Origin of the sequence: Collinsella aerofaciens (assembly GCF_040910265.1) — a bacterium.
GTDB lineage: Bacteria > Actinomycetota > Coriobacteriia > Coriobacteriales > Coriobacteriaceae > Collinsella > Collinsella aerofaciens_BK.
This window is the reverse complement of sequence record NZ_JBDGAW010000001.1, coordinates 152,741-169,997: the sequence shown is the minus strand read 5'-3', so window position 1 is coordinate 169,997 and position 17,257 is coordinate 152,741. Positions and strand designations below refer to the sequence as shown.

Sequence of the window (17,257 nt, the reverse complement as noted above, 5' to 3'; positions counted from 1 at the left end):
GGGCAAGGTCTCATGCAGAGTTTTGCATGAGGCCTTTTCATGCAGACTTTTGCATGTCATACTGATATGCAAAAGTCTGCATGTTTGGAGATCGCCGTGGACACCCTTCCCATCACCACACCGCGCCAAGCTGGCATCTACGTGCGCCAGGCACGCGAGGCGCAGGGTCTCACCCGTGCGACCCTCGCTAAAAAGGCCGGTGTTTCGGAGCGCCTGCTCGCATCGCTCGAGCTGGGCGACGCCACCGGCATTCGACTCGACAAGCTGCTGGCGGTTTTCGGTGCTCTCGGACTTGCTCTAGTTGCTCAAGGGAATATCGACGACACGAAACATGAGCAGCCAACCGACGCCCCGCATGCCGATTTGCAACCTTGTAGCACCCCCAGGTGCCATCACGCTCAACGTCTTCACCATCGCAACCGACGCGGCGCAGCCATTCCAGCTCTTCCAGATACCCTCTTTACGTCCGAGTTCTACGACAAGGCCTTCGCCGATTTCGCCATGTCCAATCTCGGAGTCTCGATTGCCGCAAGCGCATCTGCCCAAACCAAGCCCGAAGGAAGATAGCCAATGGCCAGAAAAACGCTTCGGACTATTATTTGCGGTGTACCCGCAGGAACGCTCATGCAAGATGAGAGCGGCCTGGTCAGTTTTGCCTACGATCAAGATTATGACGGGCCAGCCCTATCGACCAACATTCCCGTATCAAATCGCACATACGGCCAACAGGTCATGAATCCGTACTTGTTTGGCCTTCTGCCCGACAGCGAGGACCAACGAAAAGCGATTGCCGCCGAATTCGACGCCAGGCCCAATAATCCCGTTGCGCTGCTCAGCCATATCGGACTCGACTGTCCGGGCGGAGTGCAGTTTTGCGCCGAAGAAGATATCGACGCCGTCTTGCATCGCACTGGCGAATACCGCCCTATAGACGACCACGAGATTGCCTTGCGCCTCAAGTCGATCAGAGATGACCGCGAGGCATCGTGGATGGGCCTAGATGAAAGTTGGTCACTTGGAGGCAATCAGGGCAAGTTCGCTCTCGCACTCATAGACGGTCGCTGGTGCGAATGCGTGGGCTCCTTGCCCACGACGCATATTTTCAAAAATGGCGTCATCGGATTTAAACTTGAGGCTCTTAATGAGTTTGTCTGCATGAAAAGCGCCCAGCGCGCGGGTATCGCAACGGCGAACGTTGAGTATCGCTTATTTGAGGACGAACCCGCCCTCATTGTTGAGCGCTATGACCGTGTGAAAGTCAAAGACGGAACAATCATGCGTCTACACCAAGAAGACCTCTGTCAGGCTCTTGGAGTGATGCCCGCTCAAAAGTACACGGCAGACGGCGGCCCGACCACCCGCGACATTCAAGAGCTCCTCGCAAATACGAGCCACCATCAACTTAACCTATATCTGTTTACGCAGATACTGTTCTTCAACGCCATTATCGGCGCACCGGATGCGCATGCGAAAAACTATTCCCTGCTCCTTGGAAACGACGGCGCAGTCATGATGGCTCGAATGTACGATGTCGCGTCGGGTTTGGCATATGAGCGTATGCGCCGCCGAGCGCGCCTCGCCATGAGCGTTGGCGGCGAAAATCGTGTGGGGCGCATCGGTCCAGGCGCTATCCGCCGATACCACGGTATGGGCGACCCCGCGCTGGAGGCGGCACTCACCGATGCCGGGCTATCCGAGAAGTTTTGCTTTACGACCATGATGGACCTCGCCTACGAGGTGCCCATTTGCATGGAAGAGGTCATGGATGAATACGCCGACCTGCCCGGCATGGCGGACCTGCGAGAGCATATGCTCGGCCCCGTCCGCGAAAACTGCCAGCGAACCCTCGACCTCATCAGGGCGGATATGGGCTAGGTGGCCACAATTTCCCATTTCTTAAAAGAAGAGAGGGGCACCCGTCGCAAAAGCTCGGATGCCCCCTCTCATAATGTCATTTGCAATCCACCGGCACGTAGCCCGGACTGCTGCTAGCGCAGCCTTTATGCAGCAAGGCGCTTGAGGACGTCGATGAGCAGCTCGTAGAAGCGCTCGGCAGAAGCGAGCTCCATGCTCTCGTCCGGGGTGTGGACATCGGAGAGCGTCGGGCCCACGGCGATGGCGTCCAGGCCGTGCAGGGCCTCGGCAAACAGGCCGCACTCAAGGCCGGCATGGATGGACTCGATGCGCAGCTCGGAGCCAAAGAGCTCACGATAGCTCTCGACAAAGATGTCGCGGACCGGCGAATGCTCGGCATAGCTCCAGCCGGGATACTCGAACTCAAACTTGGCGTCGAAGCCCAGGACATCGGCCAGCGTCTGCAGGCGGTCCTTGAACTCGTTCTGCAGCGAGGTGATCGAGGAGCGCGGGGACAGCATGATCTTGACCTGGTCGTCAGAGGTGGCAACCACGCCGATGTTGGAGGAAACCTCGACGGAGCCGTCGGTGGCGACGTTGCGGCGGATTACACCATTGGGGGCAAGACGCAGAGCGCGAATGAGGGCAAGTGCGGACTTCTGGTCCATGGCCTCGACCTCGGCGTCGTCGGCAATCTCGACGGTGCAGGTAAAGCCGGGGTCGAAGACCTCGAGCTCGGCAGTGACGTCGGCGATGATGCCCTTTGCGATCTCGGCCGCGGCCTCGGCGGCAGCGTGGTCGGCGTAAACCAGCTCGGCCTTGCACTCACGGTTGATGGCGTTGTCCTTGGTGCCGCCGTTAAAGCTAACGATGGCGGGCTCGCCGGCAACCATCAGGCGGTCGATGATGCGGGCCATGATGAGGTTGCCGTTGCCGCGCTCCAGGTTGATGTCGGCGCCGGAGTGGCCACCCAGCAGGCCAGAGATCTCGAGCGTAAGGGTGCTGCCGGTCTTGTGCTCGCGCACGATGGGGCAGGTGTAGGTAACAACGACGCCGCCGGCGCAGCTGACGGTGGCCACGCCCTCCTCCTCGGAATCGAGGTTGATCATGGTGCGGGCGCTGATCTGGGATTTGTCGAGCGTCTCGGCGCCGACCAGGCCAGTCTCCTCGTCGGTGGTGAATACGCACTCGAGGGCCGGATGAGCAATCGAATCGTCGTTGAGCACGGTGAGCATCAGAGCGACGGCGATACCGTTGTCGGCGCCCAGCGTGGTACCGTTAGCGGTGAGGACGCCATCCTTGACGACCAGGTCGATACCATCGGTCGTAAAGTCATGCTCAACGGAGCCCAGCTTGTCGCACACCATGTCGATGTGGCCCTGCAGCATCACGGTCGGGGCATTCTCGGCGCCGGCAGATGCGGGCTTGCGAATGATGACGTTGTAGACCTCGTCCTGATACACGTCGAGGCCGCGCTCCTTGGCAAACGCAACCAGGAAATCGCTGATGCCCTTCTCGTTGCCAGACCCACGGGGGATCGCGCTGATCTCCTCAAAGAAATGGAACAGCTGGGCGGGCTCGTAGCCAGTAATCTTGTAGTCCATGGTGCCTCCTTGGCGCAACTGGTTAGACAATAAGACATGCGCCTTGTATATTCCCAGACTTTACGTGCATAAACCAGTCGAAAACGCCGAGCGCCCTCGCATCATCGGCTAACGGTTGACCGCATAGCGTAACGGTCACAACTTCGCAGCTCTACAAATCGAGGCGCCCTTGCCAGAGCGCCTCGATTGCGCGTATCAAATTGTCGCCACGCCCTACAGCGCGCCGGAACCGGCTTGCATCATGCCGCCGGGGCCCGAGGTCACGCCGCCGCTCACGGGCACGGCGTTGCCGGTGTGCGGTGCCGCCGGGGCGGTATCGCCGCCGAGCGTGCCCGCCGGACGCGGGGCCGGGATCTCGCCCGTGCCGTGGCTAAAGACAAACTTGCCATCGGCCACGTCGCACAGGACGGTATCGCCCTCGCCCCACTCGCCGGCCAGAAGCTCCTCGGACAGCGGGTCCTCGATAAGCTTTTGAATAGCACGGCGCAGCGGACGCGCACCGTTGGTGAGGTCGGTGCCCTCGGCCACGATCTTGTCATAGGCCGCATCGGTGAGCTTGATGTTCATGCCGTTGGCAATCAAACGCTGACGCAGGTCGCCCACCAGCAGGTGCGCGATCTTGGTGAGATTCTCGCCCGAGAGCTTCTGGAACACCACGATGTCGTCGATACGGTTGAGCAGCTCGGGGCGGAACAGGCGCTTGAGCTCGCCCATCGCGCGACCACGGATCTCACTCGACGTGAGACCTTGCTCGCCGGTGGTGCCAAAGCCAACGCTCGCATCCTGCGCAATCTCGCGAGCGCCCACGTTGGACGTCATGATGATCACGGTGTTGCGGAAGTCGACCGTCTTGCCCTGGCTATCGGTCAGGCGGCCCTCCTCCAGCACCTGCAGCAAGATGTTGAAGATATCGGGGTGCGCCTTCTCGATCTCGTCGAACAGCACGACCGAGTACGGGTGGCGACGAACGGCCTTGGTGAGCTGGCCGCCCTCGTCGTGACCGACGTAACCCGGAGGGCTACCGATGAGCTTGGAGACCTCGAACTCGCTACCGAACTCGGACATGTCGAAGCTGATGAGTGCATCCTTGCTGCCAAAGAGGTACTCGGCGAGCGTCTTGGCGAGCTCGGTCTTGCCCGTGCCGGTGGGACCAAGGAAGATAAAGCTGCCGCCGGGGCGACGCGGATCCTTGAGCGGCGAGCGGCTGCGGCGCACGGCCTTGGCAACGGCCTCGACAGCCTCATCCTGACCGATAATGCGCGTCTTGAGCACGCTTTCGGCTTGCAGCAGGCGACGGCTCTCGCTCTCGGTAAGCGAGGACACCGGCACGCCCGAAGTCACGGACACGATATCGGCGATCTGGCTCACGTCGATGGTGAGCGGGCTGGCGTCGAGCTCGGCCGTCCAGGCGGCCTTGGCCTCGGCGAGCTCAATCTCGGCAGCTTTCTGCTGCTCGGTGATCTCGGCGGCCTTGTTCATATCGTCGCTCTCGGTGGCCTCCTGCGCGGCGGCCTTGAGCTCCTCCACGCGATGCTCGGCCTCACGCACCGGCTCGGGCGCGCGATTCGCGGCGATGCGAGCGCGGGCACCGGCCTCGTCAATGAGGTCGATAGCCTTATCGGGCAGGAAGCGATCCTGGATGTAGCGGTTGGAAAGGTTCGCGGCGGCCTCGATAGCACCCTGCGTATAGCGCACATGGTGGTGCTCCTCGTAGCGCGGCTTGAGTGCGGTCAGGATCTTGACCGTGTCCTCAACGCTCGGCTCCTCGACATCGATGGTCTGGAAACGACGCTCAAAGGCCGGATCCTTGGTGAGGTACTTGCGGAATTCCTCGGCCGTGGTGGCGCCGATAATCTGGAAGGCACCGCGCGCAAGCACGGGCTTGAGCATAGAGCTCGCGTCGATGGAACCCTCGGCAGAACCGGCACCGATGATGGTGTGCATCTCGTCGATAAACAGGATGACGTCATCGGCTTCGGTGGCCTCCTGGATCACGTTCTTGAGGCGCTCCTCAAACTCGCCGCGATACTTGGCACCCGCCACGAGGCCCGGCAGGTCGAGCGTCCAGATATTCTGGTTCATGAGGTTCTCGGGCACGTTGCCGGCTGCAATCTGCTGAGCTAGGCCCTCGACAATGGCCGTCTTGCCCACGCCGGGGTCGCCCAGAATGAGCGGGTTGTTCTTGGTGCGGCGCGAAAGAATTTCCATCATACGCTGGACTTCCTTTTCGCGACCGATTACAGGGTCGAGCTCGCCGTCGCGCGCCTTCTGTGTGAGGTTGGTCGCGAACTGCTTAAGCGTATCGGTGCCACTCCCCTTTTGCTGAGAGGCATCCGAGCCGCTAAAGAACGGCAGGCCCGCACCGGGACGACCAGCACCGGCGCCGGCGAGCGGACGCTTCTTGTCCTGGTCCTTGGCGGTGAGTTTCTCGATAGCCTTTTTGATGGAGGCGGACGACACACCTAGGCGCATGAGGATGTCCATGGCCATGCCGTTGCCCTCTTCGACGATGCCGATCAGCAAGTGCTCGGTCGACACGTAGGTCTGGTTGTTCTCACGCGCCACGCGGAATGAACGCTCCATCACGCTAATGACGAGCGGCGTAAAGGCGAGCTTGGCCGCCTCGGTCTCCTCACTGGGCTCGGGAACCGTGGTCTGGACCTCTTTGAGAGTATCCATGATGTCATCGTAGGAGATGTCGAGCGAACGCAGTGCCTCGGCGGCAATGCCCTCGTCCTCCTTGGCAAGCGCGAGCAGCAGGTGCTCGGTGCCCACCTTATTTGAATGAAGATCGAGCGCCTCCTGTTTGGCCATCGACATGACCTTGCGCGCTCGATCGGTAAATCTATCTAACATGCTCGTTTCCTTACATGAGTTCATCGAAATCAAAACGCCCGCCCGTCGGCGGCGCTTTTGTCTCTTTACCCACAGGTTGTCTATGTTAACAGCTGGAGGAATATCTATAAACCCGGCTCACATGAATGCAGGTTATGACCGCATCGCGGGACTCACCGCGCGATGCGCGACAGGCGCCCCGCAAGAGAAACCCTAGGCGTCTTTCACCACGTCGGGACTCGTCGCACGCGATGTGCGATAGGCATCGGCCTCCTTGGAGACGCGTTCGAGCAGCTCGGATGTATCGACACCCTCGACTTGCGCGACCGTTTCCACCGTCTGCATGGCGACCGCCCTCAGGTACGCGCACGCGCTGTCCCCCAGCTGCTCGAGGTCTATCTCCTCGCCGCCCTCCCGGGCAAAGCCGACCGCCATCACAAAGTCCATGATGCCCGAGACCAGAAAGCCCACCGCAAAGCTCGAATCCGCCTTGAGCTCTTCTCCGTCGGGGTGGACGATCTCTCTCACGCGGTCGATGATGATCGTATGGATGCCCTGCACGACCTGCTCGGCGGCACCCGCTCTCATGGTGATGACGATGCGCCGCAGCAGGCAGCGGACGTCGCGCCGGTCGAACGCCGAAAGGTCGCCCTCGCTCGAAAAATGCCAGAGGGCATCGGTGATGAGCTCGTTATCCTGCAGCAGCTGGGCTATGGCGATGGCGACGAGTTCATCGAAATCGTGAAAATAGTAGTAAAACGTTCCGCGATTGCACCGGGCGGCGCGGGTCACCTCGCCAACCGACAGCTCGAAGATGCTGTTGTTCTCGATGAGCTCCCAAAACGCCTCGATGATACGGGTGCGTGCATCGGGCGCATCGGCGTCCTTACGCGGTCTCGCCATGCGCCTCACCGCACCCCTGCGCCTTGGCGTTCATGATGAGCATCTGAAGACGGTTCTCCACGTTGGCGAAGCTCACGTCGGGATCGTAGTCGAGCGGCAGGAACTGCGCCGTGGGATACTGCTCCTTGAGCGCATGGATGAGCCCGCGCCCCACGACATGGTTGGGCAGACACCCGAACGGCTGCAGGATCACGAAGTTGCGGCAGCCGCGCTTGGCGTGCTCGAGGATCTCCGCCGGAATCAGCACGCCCTCGCCCGCATCGAACGTATGGTGCAGGATCTTATCGCTCGCGCGCACGAGCTCGGGCATGCGCGTCGGCGGCTCGTAGAGCGGGCTCGCCGCGCCCAGGCGGTCGCAACGGTCGTGCGCGAGCTCGAACAGGTTGTCCGCCGTGGCGTACCAGGCCTTTTCGGGCAGCGACAGGTCGACGTGGAACTCGCGCGACTGCGCATGCTTGTAGAAATAGGTCTTGCGGATCACGTCGGTCATGCGCGCCTCGATGACCTCGAGCCCGTTGTCCTCGAGGTAGCGCTCGATCTCGTGGTTGGCGCCGAGATGGAAATTGAGCAGGTACTCGCCCACGATGAGAACGGTCGGATGCGGGTTCGAGCGGTCGTACGGAACGGCGTCCATGATCGCAAGCGCGCGTTTGAAGCCCGTCGCCTGGCCTCTCAGCCCGGAGCGCTCCATGCCCTCGATAACCTCATCGAGCGCGCGGTCGAACGCAGCGTCCGCCGCGCCCTTCTCGAGCTCGTAGGGACGGATGCGCCTAAGCATGGCCTCGAGGGTATCGATCATGGGAAGACCGTAGGCGATCTGGATGCTCGGGCCAAGGCCGAGCTTGAAGCCCGGATGCGCATTGTGGGCATCGACGTCGTCGTTGGTGAGCACCGGGACATAGTCGTATCCCGCGTCGTCGAGCGCGCGGCGCAGCAGGGGCATGTAGTGCGTCAGGCGGCAGTCGCCGATATACTTGCCAGTCACCACGGCGACGTCGTGCGGGTCGTACTTACCGCTCTCGAGTGCCGCGAGCGCCTCGCCGATCACGATTTGCGCGGGGAAGCAGATGTCGTTGTGCACATAGCGTTTGCCCAGGCGGATGGCATCCTCGCGCCCGATATCAAGGGCCTCGGCGCGCACGCCCTGATTGCGCATCGCCGCGGTCATGAGCCTGCAGAACGCATGGGAGGTGTTGGGGACCAGCGCGATCTTGTCGTGCCGGTCGCGCTTGGTGTACTTGACCTTATACGGGTCGTCGAGCGGATGGACCGCGTGCACCCGGGCGCCCTCGGCACGCTCCTCCGCGCGACGACGGTTGACCGACTCGATAAACGAACGCACGCGAATGCCCATGGGACCGGCGACGTCGCTCTCATCGAGCTTGATCATCATCGGAACCTTGGAGCCCATCTCGCCCATCATGCGCGCGATCTCGTCGGTGAGATACGCATCGTGGCCGCAGCCGAAGCTGCCCATCTGCACGAGCTCGAGCTCGGGCGTCGATGCGACGATGACCGCGCACGACAGCATGCGCGCATGGTAGTTGTTCACGATGTCGATGCGGCTGTTGGAAAGATCGACGTTGCAGACCCCCGGCACCGCATCGGGCGTCAGCACGGGGATGCCGCGCTCAGAGAAGAGCTTGGGCAGCCCGTGGTTGACCAGCGGGTCGTTGTGGTACGGGCGCGAAGCGATCACCACCGCGTAGCCGCCGTCCTCGCGCACGTTCTCGAGCACCTGCCTGCCGCGCAGCTGCAGCTGGTTCTCAAACGTCTGCTGCGCGCGGTCCGCCTGCTCGGTCGCCTTGGCAACCAGGTCGGCATCGATATCGAAGGTCTCCTTGCACCACGCCTTGAGCTGGCGGTTTCGGTCGCCCTCGTCGTACCAGTGGAACAGCGGCGTATCGAACGGAACGCCGAAACGCTCCTCCGGGTTATCGGAATTGCGCATCACGTAGGGGTATCCCTTTACGACGGCGCACATCCACTCGCTGGTAGAGGCGGTGTTTTCGGTGGGCACCGTCGTGATGATGGGCATGAAGATGCGGTCGACGCCGGCGTCGACGAGATTGCAGATGTGCCCGTGGACGAGCTTGGCCGGGAAGCACACGGTGTCGGATGTGACGTGCGCCAGACCGCGCTCGTACATCGCCTTGGTGCTGCGTCCCGAGACGCGCACCTTAAAGCCGAGCGTGCTGAAGAACGTCGACCAGAACGGCATGGTGTCCCAGAACTCGAGCACACGGGGAATGCCGATCGTGACATCGCGCCCCCCGCAGACGGGAACCGTGGGGCATGACTCGAACAGCAGCTTCTCGCGGTCGACAAAGAGATTGGGGGCAGCCGCGGTTCGGTCGCGCCCCGTGCCGGGTGCCTGTGCCTCGCAAGCACCCTGCGGACGCAGCTCCTCCGCCGCGGGAACCTCGCGCACGAGCTCATCCCATGAGATGGCGCCGCCGCGCGGGCAGCGATTGCCCGTGACGTAAAGCGAGCCGTCGCCAAATGCCACGACCGCGCGCTGGCAGCGGTTGTTGCACCGACGGCAGGTAACGCCGCCGAACTCGCGATGCTCGAAGCGCTCCACGGCATCGAGCCCGATAAACGACGTGCCGGCGTCGCCCTTGCGGCATTCCTCGCGCGCGAGCAGGGCGATACCGATAGCGCCCATCAGCCCCGGGTGGGGCGCACGCGTGACGGGTTTGCTCAGATACTGCTCGAATGCGCGCAGCACCGCGTCGTTTCGGAACGTGCCGCCCTGGACGACGACTTTGTCGCCCAGACGGTTGAGATTTGAAACGCGAATGACCTTGGTGAACACGTTCTCGATAATCGAACGGCAGAGACCAGCCATGATGTCGCCCGGACCCTTACCGCGCCGCTGCTCGGAAACGACGCTGCTGTTCATGAACACCGTGCAGCGGCTGCCGAGAACGGCGGGGGCTTTGGACGAAAATGCCTCGGTCGCGATATCCTCAACGGCTATTCCGAGGTTTTTGGCAAAACCCTCGAGGAACGAGCCGCAGCCCGCAGAGCACGCCTCGTTGACGACGATATCGGTCAGCACGCCGTGGTTGAGCCAGATGGCCTTCATATCCTGTCCGCCGATGTCGAGCACGAAGGTCGCATCGGGAACGCATGCGCACGCGGCGCGGGCGTGCGCGACCGTCTCGACCGTATGGTAGTCGGCGTGGAACGCGCGCGCGAAAAGCTCCTCGCCGTATCCCGTGGTGCCCACGGCATCGATCGCAAGCGTGACTCCCGCTGTCTCCCAGCGGTTCTTCAAGCTGACAAGACCCTGTTGGGCGACGTCGAGCGGTCTGCCGTTATTAGACGCGTAGAACGAATCGACAAGCTCACCCGCCTCATCGACCAGGGCGAACTTGGTCGTCGTGCTCCCCGAATCGATACCGAGCGCCACACGCACCGTCTCTCCGGGCGCATACGCATCCGGACCCTTTGCCGGCGTCTCTTTGCCATGGCGTGCCGTAAAATCCGCCTGCTCGGCAGGTGTGGCAAAAAAGGGCTGGGCAAGACGTCCCTCCCCGCTTGCGGGCGCGACCGTCTCGAGCTTATCCAGCCGGACAAAAGCGTCGGGAAGGTCGATCGGTTGGGACGATGCGAACATGTCGGTCAGCGACAGGGCGGCACCGCGCGCGACCATGATCTGCGGATCGCGCGGGACGATAACCTGATCGTCCGATAGATTCAGTTGCTCCCGGAACACGCGGACCAGCGTGGGGTTGTAGGCGAGCGTACCGCCCTCGAAGATTACCGGCGGCTCGATGTCGATACCCTGGGCCAGACCGCCGATCGTTTGGCGGGCGACCGCGTGAAGCGCCGAAAGCGCCAGGTCGGTGGTAGGAATGCCCTCGTTGAGCAGCGGCTGGATATCGGTCTTTGCGTACACGCCGCAGCGGCCCGAGACCTCGTGGACGGTCGTTCCCCGGCTTGCGAGCTGCTCGAACTCGCCCGATTCGGTGCCGACCCCCATGAGCTTTGCCATCTCGTCGATAAATGCACCGGTACCGCCTGCGCACGAGCCGTTCATGCGCATGTCGGCAACCTCGATGTCTCCCTTATCGTTGGTGCGGAAGAAGATCATCTTGGCGTCTTGGCCGCCCAGCTCGATGGCGCAGCGCGTCTGCGGATAGAACCTGCTGATCGCGAGCGCGTTGGCGACCACCTCCTGAACGTACGAGGCGCCCAGCGCGGTCGCGATATCGCGCGCACCCGAGCCGGTCACCGCAACGCGCAGCGACTCATGGGGAAAGCGCTCGGCGAGCTCGCCGAGCATGGCGCGCACGCTCGCTGTCTGACACGCCCCGTGGCGGCGATATCCCCACCACGCCTCGGTCATATCCTCGTGCATCGCGTAAACTTTGGTCGTCGTCGACCCTACGTCCAGTCCTACTAGCAACGCCATAATGCTCCGTCTCTCGCATTTTTTCTGCTAGAGATATACCACTCTACGTAATACAACAGACTGTTGTATTTAAACTCCGTATAAAAAGCGGCTGCCGAAACGCTTCAGCAGCCGCCGAATGCACCAACAGATTGTTCTGCGCGCTAACACGTCGGGCAACGGAGCAGCACGGGGCCTCCGGTCATGCGCACCGCTCACGCCCGCGATGTCGCCGAGAGAGCTATCCACGCTTAGGGCTCCAACCAAGCAAGTCGCCCGCGCTCAGCAGATCCCTAAGCGAGCTACTCGCACTCAGGAGCCATAGCCTGCTCCAAGAGCTCGGCATGCTCCTCCTCGAAAACCGTCCCCACAGGGAAGGCGCGACGGAAGACGAAGTGGGAAATCGGACCGGCTACCAAAAGGTTCCACGGCAGCGCCATCACAAAATTATGCGGGATGTTGATCATCCAGATCGCGGGCACGGAATACAGGTTCGCAAGGATGCCGCCGGGCATGTGCGTCAGACCCTCGCAGGCACCGTACAGCGACATGATGATGACCATGGGAACGACCATGCAGGAGCTAACGGCGAGCGTCATGGCGAGCGGCGAGCTCTTGCCCGGCGCGACCAAGTACTTAAAGGCGAAACCCTTGGCGAGCGGGCTGGCGACGAACCAGTCGCAGCACATGGCAAAAATGTAGGCAACGGGGAAGCCGAGCCACGCAGCGGCAACGACCTCGCCGTTGATGGCCCCGTGCTGCAGGGCAACGTTGTAGATGCTCATCCAGAGCACCATGCAAAAGCACATGATAAAGGTGAACAGCAGGCTCTCTCGTTTGTTGATAGGCATAAAGGGCATGGTCCTTTCCGTGTTACGCCGCGGCATCACGCAACAAAAACGGGCGGGCAAGATGGAGCTGTTGGGACTTCATCTCGCCCGCCCGTGATACGTGCGTCTGCGACTACTTATGTGGTGGAACCAGCCTAGCACGAAAACCCCGCGCTTCGTAAGCGTTGAGTTTATGAAGATGCAGGGCACCAATAATCCCCCGACCCCCTAAGTTGCGGTGGAATACGGACTGTTTTGACCCTTTAAGCAGCAATTCAGTCCCTATTTCACCGCAACTCATTTGGTGCAAAGTAACATGTCCCCCTTGCACCAATTAGCTGGTATGGCGCCAGCGAGGGTCGGTGAGCGTACGTGCCACACCCAGGCCAACGGGCAAAAACGCCACGATGAGCACTGCACGCACAAACCAGCCGAGCATATTGACCGTGTCGAAGGTGCACATGTAATACATCGAGCGATACAGATACAAACCCGGCACCATAATGACAATCGATGGCACCGTGAGGGCGATACGTGGATAGGTGAGTTTGATTTCAGCTAAGCTCGCGAGCAGCCCCGATACCAGCGCACCGATAAACGCAGCCGCCTCGGGAGGCATGCCCGCACTCAGCCCCAGGAAGGGAAGCATCGTCGGCGCATCGACGAGCGCAAGACGCAAGGTATTGGACACGGCGCCGATGAGCCCTGCCGCCGCTGCCATCTTTACTGGGCTGTTGAACATAACCGAGAAGCCAAATACGCCGATAAAGCTCATCAGTATGCGCAAGAGCGTAAGAGCCAACGGTGAGAGGCCGAGCGGGGCGAAGTCATCCGGCGCCAGTCCCACGCACTCGGCAACCATCCAACCCACGAGGGTCGCCATCACAATAATCGATACGGCATACGAAAGGCGCTCGATACCGCTTCGCATGTCGAGCTTAGCGATGTCGAGGCCTGCCGTAATGAGCGGAAAGCCGGGAATCACAAAGAGCATGGCGCCGATATAGCCTTCTTGGTGCGACATTGCCCCCGGTATGACCTGGCCAAGGCCGAGCAATGCCAGCAGATACGAAACGCAAGCGAGCGCAACGCCGGTCGTCAGCGCGCTGAACTGACCAAGGCCCTGCTTAAGAATATGGGAGCGGGCAAAGTTGCCGACACCCGCGCCTACGAACGCGCATGCCATCTCAATAGGACCGCCACCAAGTAAAAAGACAAAGGCGCCACAGGCGCAGGCCGCCGCAAGGCCCTGTTGCCAAGGCGCGTAATCAGGTTTTGAACTCTCAACGGTCTTGAGCATCTCGTGATACTCGTGCACCGTGAAGCGACGACCATAGGTCTCGATTTCCTTGAGGAAACTCTCCATCATCCAAATGCGATGGGTATTGACGCCCGTTGTGGGCAAGCTGACGACCTCATTAAAGCAGTGGCCATCTTCGATGCAGGTGCACTCAAACGATAGGAGACTCAGGTCGACATGGATGGTGACGCCGAGCACGTCAGCAACACGATTCATGGTATCGCGCACGCGCCAGGCACCCGTTCCGCTCGCGAGCATAAGCATACCGGTGCGGCAGATGATGGATGATTTATCGGTGAGCGGCGCATCGACGGCAAGTTCATCGCCTGCCGTCACGATCTGGTGCCAGTCAGTTTTCATATGGAGCGCGCCGGCACGGACACCGTGGTGCATGGGGGCTCTCGAAAGCAGCGAGTCAAGGCGCGAAGGCTGTGAGGGCTCCGCCGATTCGCCCTCGTCCTCGTCGGGCTCTTCATCGACCAGATCAAAGGAATCAAGCGGCGCTGGCTCGCGACGGTCGATCAGCTCCTCGTCCTCATCATCAAAGTAATTGAACTGATCGAGCATGTCCTCTTCGATAGCACGCTCGCTCGCATCGTCCATCCCGGTGCTCCCTTCCTACCGACTAACCCCATCCTAGGCAGCAACGGCTAAAGGAAACATAAAAGAGACGGCTGTCATGCGAACCATGTGCGCAATAGCCGTTGAGCAGACGTTTAAGAGCGTCCCCAACGACTAGTCGTTTAAGAACGTCCCCAATGACTACTCCGACAACGTCGATGTATTGGCAACGCCAGCGAGCGGGTCGCATTTGTGACAAGGTGACGTGAAACGAAAGGGCGCTGACCTTCTGGTCGCGCCCTTGAAGTTGAACGTCAGATTGTCCAAATGCGGCCCGCGCAGCGTCGAGCCGTTACGCGGTTCGTAGAACCGCGTAACTAGTTAGTACATCTTTGCGCCGGCAGGGATGGAAGCGTCGAGCTGAATCAGGTTGAGGCGCTCCTCGCCCTCCTCCTCATGGATGGCGCTGATGAGCATGCCGCAGCTGGGGATACCCATCATCTTGCGCGGAGGCAGGTTGGTGATGGCGAGCAGGGTCTTGCCGACCAGGTCCTCGGGCTCATAGTATTCATGGATGCCGGAGAGAATGGTACGGTCAGTGCCGGTACCGTCATCGAGCGTAAAGTTCAGCAGCTTCTTGGACTTCTTGACGGCCTCGCATGCCTTGACCTTCACGGCGCGGAAGTCGCTCTTAGAGAAGGTATCGAAGTCGACGAACTCCTCAAACAGCGGCTCGACGGCAATCTTGGAATAATCGACCGTGGGCTTGAGGGGCTTGACGAAGGGGCTCGCGGTGTTGCCGGCCTCGGCAGCCTTGGCAGCAGCGGCACCGGACTGGAAACCCTTCTCGGGCTTCATGTGCGGGAACAGCAGCACGTCGCGGATGGAAGCCTGGTTGGTGAGCAGCATGACCACGCGGTCGATACCGATGCCAATGCCGCCCGCGGGAGGCATACCGTACTCGAGGGCGCGCACGTAATCCTCGTCGTACTCCATGGCCTCGTCGTCGCCGCCGGCCTTCTCGGCCATCTGGGCAGCGAAGCGCTCGGCCTGGTCGACCGGGTCGTTGAGCTCGGAGAACGCGTTCGCGTACTCGTGGCCGGCGATGACCAGCTCAAAGCGATGGGTCAGGCGCGGGTCATCCTCAAAGCGCTTGGCAAGCGGGCTAACCTCGATGGGGTAATCGCACACGAAGGTGGGGTTGACGATGGTGTCCTCGCCCAGCTCATCGTAGATCTCGGCGATGATCTTGCCGGCGGTCCACTCGGGCTTGATCTCCAGGCCCTTCTCGCGTGCGGCGGCAGCGAGCTCCTCAACCGGCGTGTCGATGGTGACCTGCTTGCCGAGCACGTCGGAGACGATGTCGGTCATGGGACGGCTGGCCCACTCACCAGAAAGGTCGATGGTCTGGCCCTGATACTCAATAACCTCGGGGTTGCCGATAGCCTTGTTAGCGGCCTTAATGACGCCCTGAGCGAGCGCCTTCATGCCCTCGAGATCGGAGAAGGCGCGGTAGGCCTCCATCGTGGTGAACTCGGGGTTGTGAGTAAGGTCCATGCCCTCGTTACGGAAGATACGGCCGATCTCGAACACGCGCTCAAAGCCACCGACGATGCAGCGCTTGAGGTGCAGCTCGGTAGCAATGCGCAGGTAACACTCCTGGTCGAGCGCGTTGAAGTGCGTGATGAACGGCTTAGCCGTAGCGCCGCCCTGGATAGTCTGCAGAATGGGGGTCTCGACCTCCATGTAGCCATCGGACTCCATAAAGCGGCGGAACGTGGAGAGAATCTGCGAACGCTTACGGAAGGTCTCGCGAACGTCGTCGTTGGCGATCAGGTCGACATAGCGCTGGCGATAGCGGGTCTCCTTGTCGGAGAGACCGTGGAACTTCTCGGGCAGCGGGCGAACGGCCTTGGACAGCAGCGTCGCGCTCTTGGGGGCAACGGAAAGCTGGCCACGCTTGGTGCGCACGACTACGCCGGTCACGCCCAGGATATCGCCCAGGTCGAGCGCCTTGAGCGTGTTCCAGGCGGCCTCGTCCATATCGTTGATGCGGCAGAACAGCTGGATCTCGCCGGTCGCGTCGCGCACGACGATGAACATGATCTTGCCCTGACCGCGCTTGGCAACCACACGGCCGCCGATCTTCACGACGTCCTCGGTGTCCTCGCCATCGGCAAGCTCGGCGTACTTAGCCTCGATATCGGCGACGTAGTCCTCAATCTCGGAGTGCTCGGGATACGGGTTCTGGCCCGCCTCGAACAGGGAGGCACGCTTGGCCAGGCGGGTGGCGCGCTCGTCGTTGAGCGTCGATGCCTGATCGGCGGCGTTCTGGTTTTCTGCCATAGTTAGCTCCTCAAACTAAAACGCTCCCCAGGATTCGGTCCCAGGGAGCGAAAACATACCTTTACGCGGGACCGTGGTCTAGCGTGCAATCTTGGCGATGGTGTAGACGCGAGTCTTGCCGGAAGGCGTAACAACCTCGACGGAGTCGCCCTCGCCATGACCAATGATGGCGTGGCCGACCGGAGACTCGTTGGAGATCTTGTGCTCGAGCGAGTTGGTCTCGGTGGTACCGACAAGCGTGACCTCGATGAGCTCACCGTTGGGGTCGACCAGGGTAACAGTCGAGCCGATGGAGACGGTCAGGTCGCCCGTGCTGGCAGCGATCTGAGCGTTGGCAAGGATGGCCTGGATCTCGGCGATACGAGCGGCGTTCTGGGCCTGCTTGTCCTTGGCGGCATCGTACTCGGAGTTCTCCGAAAGGTCGCCGAACGCGCGAGCTTCCTTGATGTCCTCGACGATCTCCTTGGCGTAATCGCCCTCACGCCAAGCGAGCTCCTCGACGAGCTTCTGGCGGCCCTCAGCGGTCAGTACGATCTGGCTTGCGTCCATACGGATATCTCCCCAACTATGATGTAACGATCAACTGTCAACAAAAACGAAAAAGACCGGCTAGCCTGCGGGC

At 61.3% G+C, this 17,257-nt stretch carries 10 protein-coding genes; 2 read left to right on the top strand and 8 right to left on the bottom strand.

Annotation, left to right across the window (positions count from 1 at the left end):
- The first annotated feature begins 39 nt into the window (after positions 1–39).
- The gene (locus AB5Z14_RS00705) at positions 40–567 is read left to right on the top strand and encodes a helix-turn-helix domain-containing protein (RefSeq protein WP_368129898.1); all 528 of its coding nucleotides are present in this window, start codon (positions 40–42) and stop codon (positions 565–567) included.
- A 3-nt stretch (positions 568–570) separates the two neighbouring features.
- The gene (locus AB5Z14_RS00700; RefSeq protein ID WP_368129897.1) at positions 571–1,875 is read left to right on the top strand and encodes a type II toxin-antitoxin system HipA family toxin; all 1,305 of its coding nucleotides are present in this window, start codon (positions 571–573) and stop codon (positions 1,873–1,875) included.
- Positions 1,876–2,000: 125 nt separating this feature from the next.
- Here AB5Z14_RS00700 and AB5Z14_RS00695 read toward each other — a convergent pair whose 3' ends face one another.
- The 8 genes from AB5Z14_RS00695 to greA all read right to left on the bottom strand — a co-directional run bounded on the left by AB5Z14_RS00695 (position 2,001) and on the right by greA (position 17,184).
- Entirely contained in the window at positions 2,001–3,458 is a 1,458-nt protein-coding gene (locus AB5Z14_RS00695; protein ID WP_368129896.1) for an aminoacyl-histidine dipeptidase, read from the bottom strand.
- Positions 3,459–3,671: 213 nt separating this feature from the next.
- Positions 3,672–6,314 (bottom strand): ATP-dependent Clp protease ATP-binding subunit, encoded by a 2,643-nt coding sequence (locus tag AB5Z14_RS00690; protein WP_368129895.1) that lies wholly within the window; start codon positions 6,312–6,314, stop codon positions 3,672–3,674.
- A 192-nt stretch (positions 6,315–6,506) separates the two neighbouring features.
- Positions 6,507–7,196, bottom strand: coding sequence for a TetR/AcrR family transcriptional regulator (locus AB5Z14_RS00685; RefSeq protein ID WP_368129894.1), 690 nt, complete (start codon positions 7,194–7,196; stop codon positions 6,507–6,509).
- The gene (locus AB5Z14_RS00680) at positions 7,180–11,619 is read right to left on the bottom strand and encodes an acyl-CoA dehydratase activase (protein WP_368129893.1); all 4,440 of its coding nucleotides are present in this window, start codon (positions 11,617–11,619) and stop codon (positions 7,180–7,182) included. The genes AB5Z14_RS00685 and AB5Z14_RS00680 overlap by 17 nt, the downstream gene beginning before the upstream one ends.
- A gap of 281 nt (positions 11,620–11,900) precedes the next feature.
- On the bottom strand, positions 11,901–12,449 hold the full coding sequence (locus AB5Z14_RS00675; protein ID WP_270225813.1) for a DUF2798 domain-containing protein: 549 nt from the start codon (positions 12,447–12,449) through the stop codon (positions 11,901–11,903).
- A 313-nt stretch (positions 12,450–12,762) separates the two neighbouring features.
- Entirely contained in the window at positions 12,763–14,331 is a 1,569-nt protein-coding gene (locus tag AB5Z14_RS00670; RefSeq protein ID WP_329738358.1) for a threonine/serine exporter family protein, read from the bottom strand.
- A gap of 339 nt (positions 14,332–14,670) precedes the next feature.
- The gene (gene lysS, locus AB5Z14_RS00665) at positions 14,671–16,635 is read right to left on the bottom strand and encodes a lysine--tRNA ligase (RefSeq protein WP_368129892.1); all 1,965 of its coding nucleotides are present in this window, start codon (positions 16,633–16,635) and stop codon (positions 14,671–14,673) included.
- Positions 16,636–16,713: 78 nt separating this feature from the next.
- The gene (gene greA / locus AB5Z14_RS00660; protein WP_117820769.1) at positions 16,714–17,184 is read right to left on the bottom strand and encodes a transcription elongation factor GreA; all 471 of its coding nucleotides are present in this window, start codon (positions 17,182–17,184) and stop codon (positions 16,714–16,716) included.
- Positions 17,185–17,257: the final 73 nt, after the last annotated feature.

Bases quoted from the DNA above. Each gene is read 5' to 3' on its own strand.
- AB5Z14_RS00680 (WP_368129893.1), bottom strand. From the start codon at position 11,619: ATGGCGTTGCTAGTAGGACTGGACGTAGGGTCGACGACGACCAAAGTT.
- AB5Z14_RS00690 (WP_368129895.1), bottom strand. From the start codon at position 6,314: ATGTTAGATAGATTTACCGATCGAGCGCGCAAGGTCATGTCGATGGCC.
- AB5Z14_RS00695 (WP_368129896.1), bottom strand. From the start codon at position 3,458: ATGGACTACAAGATTACTGGCTACGAGCCCGCCCAGCTGTTCCATTTC.
- AB5Z14_RS00685 (WP_368129894.1), bottom strand. From the start codon at position 7,196: ATGGCGAGACCGCGTAAGGACGCCGATGCGCCCGATGCACGCACCCGT.
- greA (WP_117820769.1), bottom strand. From the start codon at position 17,184: ATGGACGCAAGCCAGATCGTACTGACCGCTGAGGGCCGCCAGAAGCTC.
- lysS (WP_368129892.1), bottom strand. From the start codon at position 16,635: ATGGCAGAAAACCAGAACGCCGCCGATCAGGCATCGACGCTCAACGAC.
- AB5Z14_RS00705 (WP_368129898.1), top strand. From the start codon at position 40: ATGCAGACTTTTGCATGTCATACTGATATGCAAAAGTCTGCATGTTTG.
- AB5Z14_RS00670 (WP_329738358.1), bottom strand. From the start codon at position 14,331: ATGGACGATGCGAGCGAGCGTGCTATCGAAGAGGACATGCTCGATCAG.
- AB5Z14_RS00700 (WP_368129897.1), top strand. From the start codon at position 571: ATGGCCAGAAAAACGCTTCGGACTATTATTTGCGGTGTACCCGCAGGA.
- AB5Z14_RS00675 (WP_270225813.1), bottom strand. From the start codon at position 12,449: ATGCCTATCAACAAACGAGAGAGCCTGCTGTTCACCTTTATCATGTGC.